This window comes from Arthrobacter pascens (assembly GCF_017052465.1).
Lineage (GTDB): Bacteria > Actinomycetota > Actinomycetes > Actinomycetales > Micrococcaceae > Arthrobacter > Arthrobacter pascens.
In genome coordinates, this window is the sequence record NZ_JAFHKT010000141.1 from 57,344 (window position 1) to 73,834 (window position 16,491).

General features: G+C 66.4%; 14 protein-coding genes. 7 read left to right on the forward strand and 7 right to left on the reverse strand.

Annotated elements, in window-relative coordinates; translation table 11 throughout:
* Nucleotides 1–138: 138 nt before the first annotated feature.
* From JYA52_RS12450 to JYA52_RS12460, 3 genes are all read right to left on the reverse strand, one after another.
* Nucleotides 139–3,090 carry a phytase gene (locus JYA52_RS12450; RefSeq protein ID WP_205653503.1) on the reverse strand — a complete coding sequence of 984 codons (2,952 nt, stop codon included), beginning with the start codon at nucleotides 3,088–3,090 and terminating at the stop codon, nucleotides 139–141.
* Nucleotide 3,091: 1 nt separating this feature from the next.
* The gene (locus tag JYA52_RS12455) at nucleotides 3,092–6,751 is read right to left on the reverse strand and encodes a discoidin domain-containing protein (RefSeq protein WP_205653504.1); all 3,660 of its coding nucleotides are present in this window, start codon (nucleotides 6,749–6,751) and stop codon (nucleotides 3,092–3,094) included.
* Between the two features lie 409 nt (nucleotides 6,752–7,160).
* Nucleotides 7,161–7,607: a YybH family protein gene (locus JYA52_RS12460; protein WP_205653505.1), complete on the reverse strand. Its 447-nt coding sequence runs from the start codon at nucleotides 7,605–7,607 to the stop codon at nucleotides 7,161–7,163.
* A 226-nt stretch (nucleotides 7,608–7,833) separates the two neighbouring features.
* Here JYA52_RS12460 and JYA52_RS12465 point away from each other — a divergent pair, with 226 nt between their 5' ends.
* The 7 genes from JYA52_RS12465 to JYA52_RS12495 all read left to right on the forward strand — a co-directional run bounded on the left by JYA52_RS12465 (nucleotide 7,834) and on the right by JYA52_RS12495 (nucleotide 15,393).
* Complete coding sequence (locus JYA52_RS12465; protein ID WP_205653506.1) at nucleotides 7,834–8,097, forward strand: type II toxin-antitoxin system Phd/YefM family antitoxin; 264 nt, start codon at nucleotides 7,834–7,836, stop codon at nucleotides 8,095–8,097.
* Nucleotides 8,094–8,483, forward strand: coding sequence for a type II toxin-antitoxin system VapC family toxin (locus tag JYA52_RS12470; RefSeq protein ID WP_205653507.1), 390 nt, complete (start codon nucleotides 8,094–8,096; stop codon nucleotides 8,481–8,483). Before JYA52_RS12465 ends, JYA52_RS12470 begins: the two co-directional genes overlap by 4 nt.
* An 85-nt stretch (nucleotides 8,484–8,568) precedes the next feature.
* Nucleotides 8,569–10,035 (forward strand): DUF3375 domain-containing protein, encoded by a 1,467-nt coding sequence (locus JYA52_RS12475; protein WP_205653508.1) that lies wholly within the window; start codon nucleotides 8,569–8,571, stop codon nucleotides 10,033–10,035.
* Nucleotides 10,032–10,676 carry a DUF4194 domain-containing protein gene (locus JYA52_RS12480; protein ID WP_205653509.1) on the forward strand — a complete coding sequence of 215 codons (645 nt, stop codon included), beginning with the start codon at nucleotides 10,032–10,034 and terminating at the stop codon, nucleotides 10,674–10,676. Before JYA52_RS12475 ends, JYA52_RS12480 begins: the two co-directional genes overlap by 4 nt.
* Nucleotides 10,673–11,266, forward strand: coding sequence for an ATP-binding protein (locus tag JYA52_RS12485; RefSeq protein ID WP_205653510.1), 594 nt, complete (start codon nucleotides 10,673–10,675; stop codon nucleotides 11,264–11,266). Before JYA52_RS12480 ends, JYA52_RS12485 begins: the two co-directional genes overlap by 4 nt.
* Nucleotides 11,250–14,066 (forward strand): ATP-binding protein, encoded by a 2,817-nt coding sequence (locus JYA52_RS22950; RefSeq protein ID WP_205653511.1) that lies wholly within the window; start codon nucleotides 11,250–11,252, stop codon nucleotides 14,064–14,066. The genes JYA52_RS12485 and JYA52_RS22950 overlap by 17 nt, the downstream gene beginning before the upstream one ends.
* A gap of 37 nt (nucleotides 14,067–14,103) precedes the next feature.
* The gene (locus JYA52_RS12495) at nucleotides 14,104–15,393 is read left to right on the forward strand and encodes a Wadjet anti-phage system protein JetD domain-containing protein (RefSeq protein WP_205653512.1); all 1,290 of its coding nucleotides are present in this window, start codon (nucleotides 14,104–14,106) and stop codon (nucleotides 15,391–15,393) included.
* A 28-nt stretch (nucleotides 15,394–15,421) separates the two neighbouring features.
* Here the strand turns inward: JYA52_RS12495 and JYA52_RS12500 are convergent, their stop codons facing one another.
* From JYA52_RS12500 to JYA52_RS22820, 4 genes are all read right to left on the reverse strand, one after another.
* A complete protein-coding gene (locus JYA52_RS12500) occupies nucleotides 15,422–15,748 on the reverse strand; it encodes a type II toxin-antitoxin system PemK/MazF family toxin (RefSeq protein WP_205653513.1) in 327 nt (108 codons plus the stop codon).
* Nucleotides 15,745–15,948 carry an antitoxin MazE family protein gene (locus JYA52_RS12505; RefSeq protein WP_205653514.1) on the reverse strand — a complete coding sequence of 68 codons (204 nt, stop codon included), beginning with the start codon at nucleotides 15,946–15,948 and terminating at the stop codon, nucleotides 15,745–15,747. The genes JYA52_RS12500 and JYA52_RS12505 overlap by 4 nt, the downstream gene beginning before the upstream one ends.
* An 87-nt stretch (nucleotides 15,949–16,035) precedes the next feature.
* Nucleotides 16,036–16,191 (reverse strand): hypothetical protein, encoded by a 156-nt coding sequence (locus JYA52_RS12510; protein WP_205653515.1) that lies wholly within the window; start codon nucleotides 16,189–16,191, stop codon nucleotides 16,036–16,038.
* On the reverse strand, nucleotides 16,188–16,313 hold the full coding sequence (locus JYA52_RS22820; protein WP_276208573.1) for a hypothetical protein: 126 nt from the start codon (nucleotides 16,311–16,313) through the stop codon (nucleotides 16,188–16,190). Before JYA52_RS22820 ends, JYA52_RS12510 begins: the two co-directional genes overlap by 4 nt.
* Nucleotides 16,314–16,491: the final 178 nt, after the last annotated feature.

Below are 16,491 nucleotides of genomic sequence, written 5' to 3' on the forward strand. Positions count from 1 at the left end.
TGTTGTCCTGTGGAGGACGGGCGCAGCCGCCGCTTCGGCAGTGGCCCCCACTTCATGAGCAACCAGCCCTCCGGCAGCAAGTTCCGGAGGGGCCGGTCAGCAGCCCGGGCTCCGAAATGAGAAGCAGGACCGGCACGCTCAGCCGGCAGGCTTGAGGGCAGTACGCCAGGCGGCGACGGCTTTGGCGCTGCTGAAGGTCCAGGTGGCGGTGCCCGAGGAGCCGGCAGTGGGCTGGGTCCGGTCCGCTTGTTGGGCGACCTGGCCGCCGCTGGTTTCCCAGCGTTCCGTCCAACCAGCGGGTGGCGTGGCAGCGGGGCTGGAGCTGTCGAAGCCGAAGCCGCCGATCAGCAGGGCCCCGTTGCGCGTTGTGGTCACGCTGGGCACGGCGATGCTGGTGGCCGAAAAAGTGGCGTTGACGGCGGTGGCCACGGTGCTGTCCAGCGGCGTGCTGGTGTTGACGCCCGTATAGGCCGTGATGCCGCCGCCCCACTTCACCGCGGTGCTCAGCGTCCACGTGTAGGTCGCGGGATCAGACGCGCCGGCAACCCGGTAGTAGGCGAACGCCCGCGCGCCGCTGCCGATCGAGAGCCCGTTGGTGATCGCGGTCCAACCGGCGGGGACAGCGGCGGTGGGGTTCTTGTCCGCGGTGAACGAGGCGACCAGGACATCGCCGGCGGCCCGGCCGGCGGGTGCGGGCAGGGCGACGGTGGTAGTCACAGTTTCCGTGGACGCGGTCCTGAAGCTGCGCATCGCGATCCCGGGTGACGTGCCACCGCCCGGATCCACGGTGATCGTCCGGGTGCTGGACGTCGAGCCGGCAGCGTTGGTCGCCGTCAGCCTCGCGGTGTAGCTCCCGGCCGAGGTGTAGGTGTGGGAGGGATTCTGCGCGGTGGCCGTGCCGCCGTCGCCGAACTCCCACGCCCACGACGTCGGGTTGCCGGTGGAGGTATCGGTGAAGTTCACCGCCAAAGGCACCGTGCCCGACGTCGGCGACGCAGTGAAGGACGCCACCGGCGCAGTGCCGCCCGGCGGGTCCACCGTGATCGTCCTGGTGCTCGACGTCGAGCCGGCAGCATTGGTCGCGGTCAGCCGTGCGGTGTACGTCCCGGCGGTGGCATACGTGTGCGACGGGTTCTGCACGGTGGCCGTCTCGCCGTCGCCGAACTCCCACGCCCACGACGTCGGGTTGCCGGTGGAGGTATCGGTGAAGCTCACCGCCAACGGCACCGTGCCCGACGTCGGCGACGCGGTGAAGGACGCCACGGGGGCGGTGCCGCCCGGCGGGTCCACTGTGATCGTCCTGGTGCTCGACGTCGAGCCGGCAGCGTTGGTCGCCGTCAGCCTCGCGGTATAGGTCCCGGCCGCGGTATACGTGTGCGACGGGTTCTGCACGGTGGCCGTCTCGCCGTCGCCGAACTCCCACGCCCACGCCGTCGGGCCGCCGGTGGAGGTATCGGTGAAGTTCACCGCCAAAGGCACCGTGCCCGACGTCGGCGACGCAGTGAAGGACGCCACCGGCGCAGTGCCGCCGGGCGGGGGCGCCGTGGCAGGCACGTCCTTGAGCGGGACATACTTCAGGTTTGACGAAGTCCCTCCGGAGTTGGTGTCATCGTGGACTACGAGCAGCCCCTGCTCGAACTGCGGCCCGGCATTCAGAGGGGTGACGTCGACGCCGTCGGAGCCCGTCACCGCGTCGATGGTCCCGTTGGCACCGAGGCTGAACTTCGTGAGAAAGGCGTTGCCGCCCGCACGGTCATAGACGGCTATCGTGGAATCGCCCTGGCTGGAGACGAACAGGCGCCCCGTACCGTTCGGACCGTACTCGATGCTCATCCCCTCGATGTCAGCCACGAGCCGGCCCCCGCCGGCGGTGTCGACAGAGACGCGGGTCTCCCCGGTGTCTGGTTCGGCCCCGTATTTCCAGAGAGCCACGTCCTCCTCACCAACGTAGAGGTGGCCCAGGTCGTCATCAGCGACACAGCCCTCGGTGCTGCTGCCGATCGGCAGCGTCCTGACAAGGGCGGCGTCGACCTGGCCGGCCCCGTTGTCGAACAGTTCGAATTGCTGGATGGTCCCTGACACGAAGGGCGTGACGAATGCATAGAATTTGCCGCTGAGCTTGCTGTGGTAAAGGCAGAAACCATAGTTGGGCGCAAAGGTCGAGATGCTGCGGGCAGCCACCGGCGACAGGGTTCTGGTCACAGTATCCAGGGAATACAGGGCCAGAGTGTTGTTCGTCCGGTTGTTTGCCCCGACCAGCACCATGGACGCCCCCGACGACGGGAAGCCCGTTCTCAGGTCAACGTTGCCGATGTTCCCGTCCCCCCGGAACTGGATCAGACTGCCGTCCATGCCGAACACTCCGATACCGCCGCCCGACGGCACCTTCTTGTCGGCAACCACCACACTGTTGGCCGGATTTTCCGGATCTATCCAAATGGCAGAGTCATCCGAGGTGTCCCCCGAACCCGAAAAGCCAACGGTCTCGACTACCGGCAGCACAGTCGGGATGGTGGGCTGCGGCGGCGAATCGTAGGTAATAACGAGTTGAGGTCGCTGGGAAGCCTCACGGGAGGCCAGGCTGCCCTGTATGCCGGGGGTCGTGTTGAGCCCGAAACTGACGCTGCCGGAACTGGGAACAGAACTGGCCGGCAGGGTTGCACTGATGTACTGGCCCGAGCGCAGCACACCTGACCGGGAAAGCTCCATATCCTGCCACGGAGGCTGGTTTGCCGAAGTCACGGTCGTCTCGCCCCAGTCGTTGCTGGCCGGGTGCACAATCAGGTTCCCGTTCTTCGAAATTCTCGAGTAGACCCTCAGGACCACATTGGTGATGCTGCTCCCCTCTGGCAGTGAAACATTGAAACGCACCAGCACACGGTTCGAGTTCTGCGAGACCGTCAAGGACGTAGCGGAACCAAAGTTGCTGTTGGGCGACGACGTCGACAGATACGTGTCCGCGGCCGCGTTGAGGATAACGGTGGTGGGCGCGGCGACGGCCGTCCCGGGGCCGCCGAGCAAGGCCACGACGGCGACGACGGCCAGCGCGAGCAGCGCCGCCACAGACGTTCTGGTACGGGTGGTGGCCATGTCAGCTGGCCGGCTTCAGGGCGGTGCGCCAGGCGGCGACGGCCTTGGCGCTGCTGAAGGTCCAGGTCGCGGTGCCGGTGGCGCCAGCGGCGGGCTGGGTCCGGTCGGCCTGTTCGGCGACCTGGCCTCCGCTGGTTTCCCAGCGTTCGGTCCAGCCGGTGGGCGCGGTCGCCGCGGGGCTGGAACTGTCGAACCCGAGGCCGCCGATCAGCAGCGCCCCGTTGCTCGCCGTGGTCACGCCGGGAACGGCGATGCTGGTCGCGGTATAGGTGGTGTTGACGGCGGTGGCCACGGCGCTGTCCAGCGGCGTCGTGGTGTTGACACCCGTATAGGCCGTGATGCCGCCGCCCCACTTCACCGCGGTGCTGAGTGTCCAGGTGTAGGTCGCGGGGTCGGAGGAGCCGGCAACCCGGTAGTAGGCGAAGACGCGGGCGCCGCTGCTGATCGAGAGCCCGTTGGTGATCGCGGTCCAGCCGGCCGGGACGGCGGCGGTGGGGTTCTTGTCCGCGGTGAACGAGGCCACCAGCACATCCCCGGCCGTGATGCCGGCAGGCGCCGGGAGGCTGACGGTGGTGGTGGCGGTTTCGGTGGACGCGGTCCGTGAGCTGCGCAGCGTGATCCCGGGTGGTGGTGTGCCGCCGCCGGGATCGACCGTGATGGTCCGTGTGCTGGACGTGGAGCCGCCCGCGTTGGTCGCTGTCAGCCGGGCCGTGTACGTCCCGGCCGCAGTGTAGGTGTGGGACGCGTTCTGCGTTGTCGCCGTGTCGCCGTCGCCGAAGTCCCAGGCCCACGACGTCGGGCCGCCGGTGGAGGTATCGGTGAAGCCCACCGGCAACGGCACCGTGCCCGACGTGGGCGTGGCGGTGAACGAAGCGACCGGGGCCGTCGGATCCGGCGGTGGCACTACGGTCCCCGCGGGCTTGAGGGCGGTCCGCCAGGCGGCAACGGCCTTGGCGCTGCTGAAAGTCCAGGTGGCGGTACCGCTGGCGCCGGCGGTCGTCTGGGTCCGGTCGGCCTGTTCGGCGATCTGGCCGCCGGCGACGGTCTCCCAGCGCTCCGTCCAGCCCGTCGGCGGGGTGGTCCCGGGTGTGGAACTGTCAAAGCCGAGGCCGCCGACCAGCATCGCGCCGTTGCTCGCGGTTGTCACGCTGGGGACCGCAATGCTCGTGGCTCTGTAAGTTGTGCTGACGGCGGTGGCGACCGCACTGTCAAGAGGGGTGGTGGTGTCGACGCCGCGGTACGCCGTGACCCCGGCGCCCCACTTCACCGCGGTGCTCAGCGTCCAGGTGTAGGTGGCAGGGTCAGCCGAGCCGACGACGCGGTAGTAGGCGAAAACCCGTGCGCCGCTGCTGATCGAGAGTCCGTTGACGATCGCGGTCCAGCCCGCCGGAACGGCCACCGTGGGGTTTTTGTCCGCGGTAAAGGAGGCGACCAGGACATCGCCGGCCGTGGCACCGGCGGGCTTGGTCAATGCCACGGTGGTGCTGGCTGTTGTTGCATTTGCGGTGGTTGAGCTGACCGCCGTCACCGTCCCGGAGGACGGAGGCGGAGGCGGTTGCTGGGCAGCGATATTGATGGTTGAGGCGACGCTGGGCACCCCGGTGGCGTCCACGGCAAAGAGCAGGTAATTGCCCGGCACCAGCACACCGGTATCCGCCGGCAAGGCCAGCGACGCGGTGTTGCCCGAGACGGCGGTTGCGGTCAGCGGGATCCGCCGCTGGTCGGTGTTCACGGTGTGGGTCACCGTACTCATCCGCATCAGCGAGAAATTGGTGGTCGGCGAACCTGTGGTCACGGAAATCGTGCTGCCGGGCGCGGCGGTGGCCGGTGCGCTCACAATCTCCGGCCGGACACGCGCGCTGCCGTCGGCGTTCAGCAGGTAGGGCGGGGTGAAGATCTCTCCGTCGAGATGGTTGGTGGTGCACTCGCCGTCGCACAGCCCGCCGCCGCCGACGAAGACCCGGGCGTCCGGGAGCAGCACGGCCACACTGTGGTACGTCCGCGGAATGGCCATCTGGGCCAGGGTCGTCCACTGCCCGGTCTCCGGGTTCCAGATTTCCGGAGCCATCCTGGCACCCGTGTCGGTGAACTGGACGGGGGTGGCCTGGCCGCCGACCACGAGCACCTGGCCGTCGGGCAGCGCGACGCCGTTCGCGAAGGAGCGGCTGAAAGCCATGTCCGCGGTCCGGGCCGCGGTGGCTCCGTTGTTGATGTCGATGGTGTACGCCCGCGCCGTGGCAGGGGTGTTCTTGTAGGCGGTCGCCCCGCCCATGGTGAGGATCTTGCCGACGTCGTACATCACGGCGTCACCGTTCATCGCGTGTGCACTGTCGGACCGCAGCCCGGCTGAGGCGATGCTGCCGGCGCCGGTGGTGGAGATCCAGTTCATCTGGCGGCTCGGCCCGGCGTGGAACACGCGGCCGCCAGGGGCGGCGAACAGCCAGGGGTGATTGTCGGCATGGTGTTCTGCAGGGTCATCGGTAACGATGTTGTCGACCAGCACGTTCGGCAGAGTTCGCCAGCCGCCGGCCTCGGACCATACCTCGCCGTGCTTGTTGCCGATGCCGCCTGACCATGACCCGCCGATGGTGAACACCTCATTGCTGGACGTGGTGACGTTGGACTGGTAGCCCCGGGCGATTTTCATGGCCGGCCCCGCGGTCCAGGTGTTCGTCCCCGGGTTGTAGAGGGTGGTTTTGGAGCTGTTGCTGCCGCCGCTGATCAGGATGCGCCCGTCCGGCAGCATCGAGGTCCCGGGGCAGAACATGTCGTGGCCGGTGTTGGCCACCTGGGTCTGGCTCACGGCTCCGGTGGTGAGGTTCAGGATGGACGTCTGGGTGTATCCGTTGCTGCCGCCGAAGGTGGTGGGCGAATAGGCGGACCAGGTCAGCAGCTTGTTGCCGGGAAGCAGCGCCGCCGCGGCCGGGACGAGCGGGAAGTTGATGGTCGGACCCCAGGATCCCGACGACCCCGTTGCCACTGCCTGGGTTGTCAGGTTGCCGCTGCCCTGGCCGACCAGGTTGATCTCCGTGGCGCTGCTCCAGGAGCCGCGGTTGCCGGCTTCGGTGGTGGCCCGCAGCCGGACGTAGCGCGCCGACGCCGCCGCGAACGTCGCAGTTTTCTCGGCACTGCTGTCCGCCCAGGTGCCGTGGGCCACCGGGGCGCCCCACGTGGTGCCGTTCGTGCTCACCGTGATCTCGAAGCTGCCGATCCGCCCGTTCTCGACGTCGGCACGTGGGAGATAGCGGAAGCCGGTGATGTTTTGCGTCACCTTGGTGTCGATGGTGAGAGTATGCGGCAGCGGTACAGCAGGCGCCGAGCCCTTGCTCTGCCAGAACGTCACGGGGTCCCCGTCAAGGACGTTGGCGGCCCGGCCGCTCCCGCCCGAAACCTCTTCGTCGCTGGCCGCAACCGTCCATCCGTCCCGGGGCAACGGAGGCGGAGCCGGCTCCATCGCGGCGGCCGGTAGTGCAGGGTTGTGCTCGTGTGTGCCGTTCGCAGTCGAGGAGTCGTGCGCCACCAAGTGCGCGTCCGTCCGGCTCCATGCCACGGATCCTCCGAGCAGCAGGGACGCCGCCACCACTGCGGTGACCGGCGCCGTCAGGGCCGACCTGCCGCTCATCCTGGAAACGGCGGACCGAACACGGCTCACAACAGACATAGTCTTACCCCTCAGACGGTAGGCCAATACTGGAACGCATAAGCCGTGTCTGCTGAGCCCAGACGTGGTGGATCGGAGCTTACGGAGTCAGCGAGGCATCGGGCCAGAGTACTCACTACCTGTGTTCGCTCCACCAGCTACTCGCAGATCAGCGTTTCCTACCTGTCGTCGTCCAGGGGCTACTTGGCCTGCACCAACGACGACGTGATACAGCCTTATTGCCCAATTACGAGAGGATGTTCTGTTTCCGGAGCCCGCACCGAGCCCAAACAGAGCACCAAGCCGAAACGGACGTGGTCACCACGACGCGAATCGTCATCGCGGCCACGCCACCCGATTACGGCATCAGCAGTTTCGGCCGGCTCCTCGACACCGCTACCAATGACCCGGGCTTCACTTCCCCGGGCAGCTAGTGGGTAGGGCCTTCCGCCGCAGCGTCGGCAGGAGGCTCATCGGCGGGAACGTAGTCTCCGTGGCGGTGGACGATCTTCCACTCCCCCTCTTCACGGCGGTAGACGTGGGTGACACGGAGCTTCGTGGACTGGGGCGGACCGCCGTCGACCGACAGGTCCGAGCGTTCGAACCCGACAGTGTAGGCAAGATCCCCGCTGGCACCGGCCGCAACAAGTTCAAAACTGTAGGCGGTGCAGTCGGAGAATCGTGAGGCAACCCAGCGGAAGGTCTGGCTAACGGCATCCCAGCCCACATTGGACATACCCATGGCACCGAATAACGTGACGGGATCGGATTGGGACCACAAGGCTATCCGGGGCTCCACGTCACCGTTATGGATCGCCGTTTCCGCCGCTATCTGCCGATCCAGCATGGCCGTCAGGAAATCCTCGAGCTCGCCCATGTCCGCCTCCTTCGCCGGTCCACACAGTCATCGCCTTTTGGGAAGCAACGCGTTGCCGCCAGACTGGCAGGTCGCAGCTACGGCGTCAACGGGACCCAGCTGCATCGGCTCGCTGGTTGAGCCTGGGCCCTCGCCAGCAGGGTTCCCTGACCGAGCTTGCGAGGTTAGGGGGCTGGTGGGGAGCGAAACCAGAGATGCCCTTGCTACGATTGCTACGGAGGCAGCCATGACAACAATCCCGCACCGCGAGCTCCGCAACCAGAGCAGCAAGATCCTCGAGCGTGTGAAGAATGGCGAAACCATCGACGTCACCAACAACGGCGAGGTGGCAGCTACCCTGATTCCCCCTTCGGCCTCACCCTTCGAACGGCTCTTGCTATCCGGGAATGTCCGCCCCGCCTCAGGTCCTGTTGATTTCCAGGGGCTCCGCCGCAGCACGTCCCACGCGGGCACCGCAGAAATGCTGTCCGACGTGCGCGGTGACCGTTGATCATCTACCTGGACACCTCGGCTGCGCTCAAACTAGTCGTCGAGGAAACTGAGTCCTCGGCAGTTGCTGAGTACCTCACGGCAGCTGCGCACCGGGGCGACCGGCTGGTCGCCTCGATGCTCCTGTACACGGAGCTGCATTGCGCCGGGAAACGCCGCGGGCTGCCGGCCGAACTCATCACCACGGTGTTGGGCGGAATCAACCTGGTGGATGTGGCCCGCTCGGATCTCATGTACGCGGCCGCCATGCCGGGCAAGCTGCGCAGCGCCGACGCCATTCACCTGGCGACAGCAATCCGCCTGCAGACCGACGTGCTGGTCGTCTATGACCTAGAGCTGGTCACTGCCGCGACAGCGGCTGGGTTGAGGGTCCTTTCCCCGGCGTGATGCCGTGCCGCTGAAGCTGTCGCTCCGGGCGTAAACTCCTCCACAGAGTTTGTCCGCGGTGCCCTTTAGAGTGGACTGACAGAGTGTGAGCCGCCGCACGAAGGACACGATGGACTACTACGCAATCAACGCCCTGCGTGAGAACCATGCAGGCTGGTCCCTGCTGCGCGCCCAGAACGCCCCGCTCGCAGTCTCGTTTTTCATGGCGGCCTTCACCGGGCCCAACCAGCGCAACCTCGGCCGGCAGCAGCTCATCGACAGCTTGGACGACGTGCTGTTCGGCCTGCGGGATGCCTACGGCGAGGACAAATTCCCCCGGCAGGCGTCGGAGTACCTGGACGACTGGGCCGCCCCGGAAAGGGCCTGGCTGCGGAAGTACTACATCCAGGGCCAGGACGAACCCCGCTACGATCTCACCGCGGCGGCAGAGGACGTGGTGCGTTGGGTGGAGAGCCTGCGCGGCCGGGACTTCGTTGCCACCCAGTCGCGGCTCACCAGCATTTTCGCCGTCCTCGAGCGGCTGGTCCAGCAGTCGGAAACGGACCCTGAGGTGCGGCTTGCGGAACTGCAGCGGCAGCGCGATGGGATCGACGCCGAGATGCAGCGCATCCGGGACGGCAACATCCGGGTCATGACGGCACCGGAAGCCCTGGACCACTTCCAGCAGCTGACCACCCTGGCCAAGGATCTCCTCTCGGACTTCCGCGAGGTTGAGCAGAACTTCCGCAAGCTGGACCGCCAGGTCCGCGAGCAGATCGCCACCTGGGACGGCACCCAGGGCGAGCTCCTCGAATCGATCCTCGCCAACCAGCAGGACATCAGCAGCTCCCTGCAGGGCCGGACATTCCAGGGATTCTGGGACTACCTCATGTCCCCGCAGCTGCGAACGGAACTGCGGGACCTCCTGCAGCGCGCCACGCAGATCGAAGCGCTCGCCTCGATGGACAACCTGCACGCCATCACCAACCTGCACCAGGACTGGCTGCCTGCCGTCGAGCAGACCCAGGGCACTGTGCGCCAGCTGTCCCAGCAGATGCGCCGGCTGCTCGATGACAAGGTGTTCCTGGAGAACAAGCGCATCATGCAGCTCATCCGCAGCGTCGAGTCCGGCGCGCTGGCTACCCGGGAGCAGCCGCCGTCGGGGGATTTCATCGACATCGCGGCACCGTCCGTTGACATCACCCTGCCGTTCGAACGACCCCTGTATGAGCCGAGTCGGCGGGTCATGGTCGAGGACCATATCGAAACCGCCAACGACGCGGACGTGGACGCCGGTGCCCTGTTCAGCCAGTTCCACGTGGACAAGGAACGCCTCAAAGCCAATATCGACGCCGTCCTCGCCGAGGCGGAGCAGGCCACTCTCGCTGAGGTCACCGCCGCCTACCCCGTGTCGCAGGGGCTGGCCGAGATCGTGGCCTACTACCAGCTCGCCACGGAATCGGACTGGGCCAGCATCAACCCGGACGCTGAGCAACAAATAGCCTGGCAACTGGAGGACGGCAGCATCCGCGAAGCAACACTCGAGCAGATCATCTTCGGAAGGCCCGCATGAATCCGGCAGCGAATTTCCCCAGCGAAGCGGAAACGGAAGCACGGACGCCCGAGGAGCTTCCCGGCGTCGTCACCCGGCTCTTCAAGGGCGTGCTCTACGCCGAAGGAGACGAGAAACTCTGGCAGTCGCTGCTGGGCCTGACCTCTCAGGTCCGCGACTACGTTTCCGTGCTGGGGCTGGACCTGATCCTCGACGAGTCCGAGGGCTACGCGTTCCTGAAGTCGCGCGAGGACGCGGACGGCACGCTCCCCCGGCTGATCCCGCGGCGGCAGCTGACCTTCAACGTCAGCCTGCTGCTGGCTCTGCTGCGCGGCCGGATGCTGGAGTTCGACACCAACAGCAGCGAGCTCCGGCTCATCATGACAGAGCAGGACATCGCGGACATGGTGGCCGTCTTCCTGCCCGAATCCAGCAACGAAGCCCGGATCATGGACCGGCTCGCCACCGACATCAAGAAAGTGGTGGAACTCGGCTTCCTGCGCAACCTTCGCGGCCAGCCCGGCACCTACGAGGTGGCCCGCATCCTCAAGGCGTTCGTGGACGCCCAGTGGCTCGAGGAGTTCGACGCGCGGCTGGCGGACTACCGCGCGTCGCTCGCCGGGGCCGGGCTCACCAAAGCGGCGGAGGAGGACAGCAAGTGACCACTGAACTACAGGACACCCTGTTCAGCCTGGAGGAAAAGACAGACGACGGCGGCACTCCCCCAGGCTTCCGGCTGCACCGTCTAGAGCTGCTCAACTGGGGCACCTTCCACCAGGGCGTGCGGACGTTCCGGCTGGACGGCGCCAACAGCCTCCTCACCGGTGACATAGGGTCCGGGAAGTCGACGGTCGTGGACGCCATCACCACGCTGCTGCTGCCCGCGAACCGGATCGAGTACAACAAGGCCGCCGGGGCGCAGAAGAAGGAACGCTCGCTGATGTCGTACGTGCGCGGCTTCCACAAGAGCACGCGCAGCACCGGCGGCGAGTACTCCAAGCCCGTGGCACTGCGCAGCACCGGGGCCCTGACCGTTGTGCTCGCCGTGTTCCACAACGCGGTTCTGGAGAAGTCCGTCACCCTGGCCATCACGCTCTGGGCCACGCAGGAAGCGGGCCAGCCCAGCCGCTTTTTACTCACTCGCCGAGACCGACCAGACGATCGCCGGCGACTTCTCGAACTTCGGCCAGGACCCGGCCAAGCTGAAAAAGAAGCTCCGCGCGGCCGGCGCTGCCGTGCACGACACTTTTGAGCCCTACGCTGCCGCTTTCAAGCGGCAGTTCGGCATCAGCGGCAACCAGGCCATGGAGCTGTTCCACCGGACTGTGTCGATGAAGCAGGTGGAAAACATCACCTCCTTCGTGCGCACCAACATGCTGGAGGAAGACAACGTTGGCGAGCGCATTGGCAACCTGATCCACCACTTCGACGACCTGAAGAAAGCCCACGACGCCGTGCTGCGGGCCAAGGACCAAATCGCCCTGCTGACGCCGATCAGGGAGGGCGCCGCCCAGCACGCGCAGCTGAGCCGCGATGACGAACTGGCCCGCCAGCAGCGGGACCAGCTGCATCCCTGGTTCACGGACCGGAAGCTGCAGCTGAGCCTGGAACACCAATCGGAGCTGGAAAGAACCGGAGAGCGGCTTCGGGATGACAGCACCAAGCTGCGCACCGACATCACGGAAAAGCGGCACGAGCTGTCCGCCGTTCAGGAGGACATCCGCACCAACGGCGGCGGCCGGCTGGCTGCGATCGATGCGGAGGTCGCGCGGCTTGCTGACCAGTCCCGGACCCAGCGGCAGCGCTTCGAAACCTACGCTGCCGCCGCAAAGGACTTGGGGCTCCGGCCTCCGGAGGACCGGGTGCTCTTCGACTCCAACCGCGCCCGTCTCGGCGAGGTCGAAGCGGACCTCGGCGCCCAGTCCGATGAACTGCAGGAGAGCCGCACCGGGCTGACCATCGCCCGCACCGAGCAGACGGCGCGGCTGACCGAGATCGGCGTCGAACTGCGCAGCCTGCAGTCCCGGCCCAACCTGCTGCCACTCCCCCAGCTGGAGCTCCGCCGTCGGCTGTGCGACGGAACCGGCATCGCGGAAGCGGCGCTGCCGTACGCCGGCGAACTGCTCCGCGTGCGGGACGGCGAGGGCGCATGGGAGGGCGCGGCGGAGCGCACGCTGCACGGCTTCGCGCTGTCCCTGCTGGTGCCGGCCAAGCACTACGCCGCCGTGAGCAGCTGGGTGGATGCCAACAACCTGAAAGGCCGGCTGGTTTACCTGAGGATCGGGGAATCCCCCGCGGCCAGGGCGGCAGAGCAGGGCACGCTGGCCGCGAAGATCGCCATCAAGCCGAACACGCCGTTCCGCAACTTCCTGCTGGATGAGCTCGCCACCCGGTTCGACCATGTCTGCTGCGACACGCTCGCAGACTTTCGCCGCTATCCCAAGGCGCTGACGGTCAACGGACAGCTCAAGGGCGGCCGAGGCAGGCACGAAAAGAACGACCGGCGGGAGCTGACGGACCGGCGCAACTATGTGCTCGGCTGGGACAACCACGACAAGATCAGCCGTTTCCTCGCCGAGCAGGACGAGGTCAAAGGCCAGCTCGCCGTCACGCAGGCCCAGCTGACGAAGGTCGACGTGTCCCTGGGTGATCTGGGCCGGCGGAACCAGCAGCTCGGCACCGTCCGCTCGGTGGCCGACTTCAGCGAGATCAGCTGGCAGCTCACGGCCCGGCGGATCGAGGAGCTCAAGGCAGAAAAGCTCGATCTGGAGACCGCCAGCGACGTGTTGAAGCAGCTGACCGCCAAGGAGTCCGCGGTGGCAGCGGAGCTGGAGCGGCTGGAGGAACGGGCCGGCAAGCTGCGCGAGCGGCTGGGCGCCAACGAGAAGGACGCGAGGGACATCGCCGAGGCGATTGAGGAATGCCGCGGCATTCTCGCGGAGACTCCCCTGACGGACGACGGCGGGGTGCTGGCCGCCGTCGAACATCTCACCAAAGCGGCGCTCGGGGACAAGACGCTGACGTACAAGAACACCGGCACGGCGGAGAGCACGGTCCGTTCCGGGCTGACGGACACCATCGATGCGCTGTCGAAGCGGATCGCCCGTGCGGCCGAAAGCACCGTCCGGCTGATGGCTGATTTCCGCAACAAGTACCCGAACGAGACCACGGACATCGACGCCGCGCTCGAGGCCGCGGCGGACTACAACCGGCTGCTGGAGCAGCTGGTCGGCAACGACCTTCCCCGCTTCGAGGACCATTTCAAGGAGTCGCTGAACCAGAACACCATTCACGAGGTGGTAGCGTTCAACGCGTTCCTGGACAGCCGGCGGCAGGACATCGTGAACCGGATCGGCGAGATCAACCAGTCGATGGCCGGGATTGAATACAACCCGGGCCGGCACATCCAGCTGGAGCACCAGAACACCTCGGACCAGGATGTGCGTGAGTTCGGCGTGGATCTGCGGGCGTGCTCGGAGGGGACCATCGGCGACGACGACCAGTACTCGGAACAGAAGTACCTGCAGGTGGAGCGCCTGATCGAGCGCTTCCGCGGACGGGAAGGTCTGACGTCGCTGGATGAGCGCTGGACGGCCAAGGTCACGGACGTCCGGAACTGGTTCACGTTCTCGGCGTCCGAAAAGTGGACCGAGACCGGCGAGGAGTTCGAGCACTTCACGGACTCGGGCGGCAAGTCCGGCGGCCAGAAGGAGAAGCTGGCGTACACGATCCTGGCGGCGGCGCTGGCATTCCAGTTCGGGCTGGCGTCCGGCAAGAACGCGGCTAAGAAGGCGAACAGCGGCCGGAGTTTCCGGTTCGTGGTGATCGACGAGGCGTTCGGCCGCGGATCGGACGAGTCCGCGCGGTACGGGCTGCAGCTGTTCCAGCGGATGAAACTGCAGCTGCTGATCGTCACGCCGCTGCAGAAGATTCACGTGATTGAGCCGTTCGTCTCGCACGTGGGGTTCGTGGCGAACACCAACGGCGACGACTCGCAACTGCGCAACATGACCATCCAGGAGTACCGCGACGAACGGGACCGGCGTGCCTAAGCGGCGTCCCGAGGGCCCCGAACAGAGCCTGCGAGGTTTGGGAAAGGACCTCCGCGCTGACGCACCCAAGACGTGGACCACGATGGCGGGGCTGCGGGCGCTGTCGCTAAAGGCGTGGAACAGCGGTGCGTTGCTGCAGGACGTGCTGGAACCCACGGGCGCCTATCCACGCCGTCGTGCTTTGAAGCGCCCGACGGCGGCGGAACTGCTAAGCGATTACGCTGCGGCCCAGCGGTGGGCTGCTGAGCTGTTCGAAGGGGCCGGTCCCTACACGCTGGAAACAGTGGAGGTGGGGCGCCGCACCGTGGGCTCCAACCGGATTCCGGCCGCGGCGGTATTCCCGACCGTGGACGACGAGATCGGGTTTGTCGGCAAGTCCCAGGAGGCGGCGCGGTTCCGGGAGCTGGCGGCGGAGCTTGATGTGCTGGATCCGCTGCTGCCGGGCTGGGCGGCGCGGCGGCCGCTGAAGCTGCTCGAACTGGGTTCAGATGCCCTGACCTCGGCGCGGGTGGCGCTGTGGCTTCGGGACAATCCGGGCCCGGGAATCTACGTCCGGCAACTGGGACTGCCCGGAGTGCACACAAAGTTCATTGAGCGGCGCCGGCAGGTGATAGATCAGCTGTTGGCCGCCGTTGCGCCCGGCGCCGATAGTGACGAAGTGGAGGCCGACGCCGAAGCTCCCGTGGAGCCTCCCGTGGAAGCAGCCGGGCCGGAAGTTGCCCTGGACGACGGTGCCGGACGTACGCCGGCCGCACGCTTCGCCCGCCGGCACGGTTTCCTGCATCCGCCAGAGCTCGTCCGGTTCCGTATTCTGGACCCCGATATTCCTGCGCTCGGCGGTGCCCGTGACATCACGGTCACCGCCGAGGCATTCAGCACTCTGCGAGTGCCGGTTCGCACGGTCATTGCGACGGAGAACCTGGTAAATTTCCTCGCGCTGCCGGAGCGTTCCGGAACCCTGGCACTCTACGGAGCCGGCTACGGTTTTTCATCCCTCCAGGATGCGGCATGGCTGCGCGAGTGCGAGGTCCTCTACTGGGGCGACATCGACACTCACGGCTTCCGGATCTTGGACCAGCTCCGCGCGGTGCACCCGCATGTGGAGAGTGTGCTGATGGACGAGGAAACGCTGCTCGCGCATCGGGACGCGTGGGGAACCGAGCCGTCGCCGTCGCGGGCGGTGCTGACCAGACTGGCGGCGGAAGAGTCTGCGCTCTACGAAGCACTGGGCAGCGACACCTACGGCAGGTCGGTCCGTCTCGAGCAGGAGCTGATCCGCTGGGACTGGGCGCTGCGGTGGTTGAGCCTGTCGAAACCCGGTGGTTGAGTCCGTCGAAACCCGGTGACTCAACCTGTCAGCGCCCCAGCCCAAGAAAGACGGCAAGCGACTGTTCAACGGCAACCATCGTCTTGGAATCTATTCGACCCATCCGCCGCCCCAGGTTAGCGCGACGGACTGTTGTGAGTTTGTCCACCATGATCTGGCTTACGGTCTCCAAGCCGGTGAGCTGTCCCGGCTCAACCGTCAACCTCAGCAGCGGGGCGTCCGTGAGGTGGGACGTTATCGGCAGGAGGGTGACTGACTCCGACGCTTCAAACAGGTCATCCTGAATGATGAGTGCCGGTCTGCGCTTTTGCGCATATGTTCCGCCGGATACGGTCCACAGCTCACCGCGATTCACTCCGGCCAGTCTTCCGAAATCTGTTCGATGAAATCTTGGTCGTCGCCGGACCGGTCCGAAGCAGCAACCGCAAGCGCCTGCCGCCGCGCCTCATGCTTAAACTTCTCCGTGCGTATGTCTGGCACCCACATTTGAATCTGCCGGAACCCTCGCTCGCGCATGGCAGCCCGGTGCCTGGCAACACGATCCCGTACGCTCATGTGTCTATGTTACATGTAACACCTAGGCGTTGTCCGCGCGGATCGCCGCTCAGATCGCCACGTCTAGAGCCGGGTTGGTTGGAAGATTCAGCCGCCGTTGTAGCGGGCAAGTGCTTCCTTGTAGACAGCGGCGGTTTCAAGGTCGCCCCAGGCGGTGTATTTGGCGATGATGTTCGCTAGGTCGCGTTTGATGACCCAATGCGCGTCATACCGCTCCCGAGGACGGGGAACGTAATCGTTCATGATTTCCCACCCCCTTGCGCCTCTTCACGCTCCAGCAGATAGCGCAGGAATGCCGCCTGGTTGTCGATTTCCCGCTGTTTGCGCGGGGAAACCCAGTCCAGCAATTCTTGGTTGTCAGCCATGGTGTTCACTCCTTCCAGGTATGAATCGATGTTCACCCCGTTCAGGCAAGATCGGCCAAAGTTTCCGGCAAGATCAGCGAAGGTCTTATCGGCGCGAGACACGCCAAGGCGCGGAAACGCGGAGAGATGTCGACCGCCTGAGACACTGAGGGCTGGCCCGAACCAATCAAAGGAGCAG

Bases quoted from the DNA above. Each gene is read 5' to 3' on its own strand.
- JYA52_RS12510 (WP_205653515.1), bottom strand. From the start codon at position 16,191: ATGAACGATTACGTTCCCCGTCCTCGGGAGCGGTATGACGCGCATTGG.
- JYA52_RS22820 (WP_276208573.1), bottom strand. From the start codon at position 16,313: ATGGCTGACAACCAAGAATTGCTGGACTGGGTTTCCCCGCGCAAACAG.
- JYA52_RS12505 (WP_205653514.1), bottom strand. From the start codon at position 15,948: ATGAGCGTACGGGATCGTGTTGCCAGGCACCGGGCTGCCATGCGCGAG.
- JYA52_RS12450 (WP_205653503.1), bottom strand. From the start codon at position 3,090: ATGGCCACCACCCGTACCAGAACGTCTGTGGCGGCGCTGCTCGCGCTG.
- JYA52_RS12465 (WP_205653506.1), top strand. From the start codon at position 7,834: ATGACAACAATCCCGCACCGCGAGCTCCGCAACCAGAGCAGCAAGATC.
- JYA52_RS12460 (WP_205653505.1), bottom strand. From the start codon at position 7,607: ATGGGCGAGCTCGAGGATTTCCTGACGGCCATGCTGGATCGGCAGATA.
- JYA52_RS12480 (WP_205653509.1), top strand. From the start codon at position 10,032: ATGAATCCGGCAGCGAATTTCCCCAGCGAAGCGGAAACGGAAGCACGG.
- JYA52_RS12455 (WP_205653504.1), bottom strand. From the start codon at position 6,751: ATGTCTGTTGTGAGCCGTGTTCGGTCCGCCGTTTCCAGGATGAGCGGC.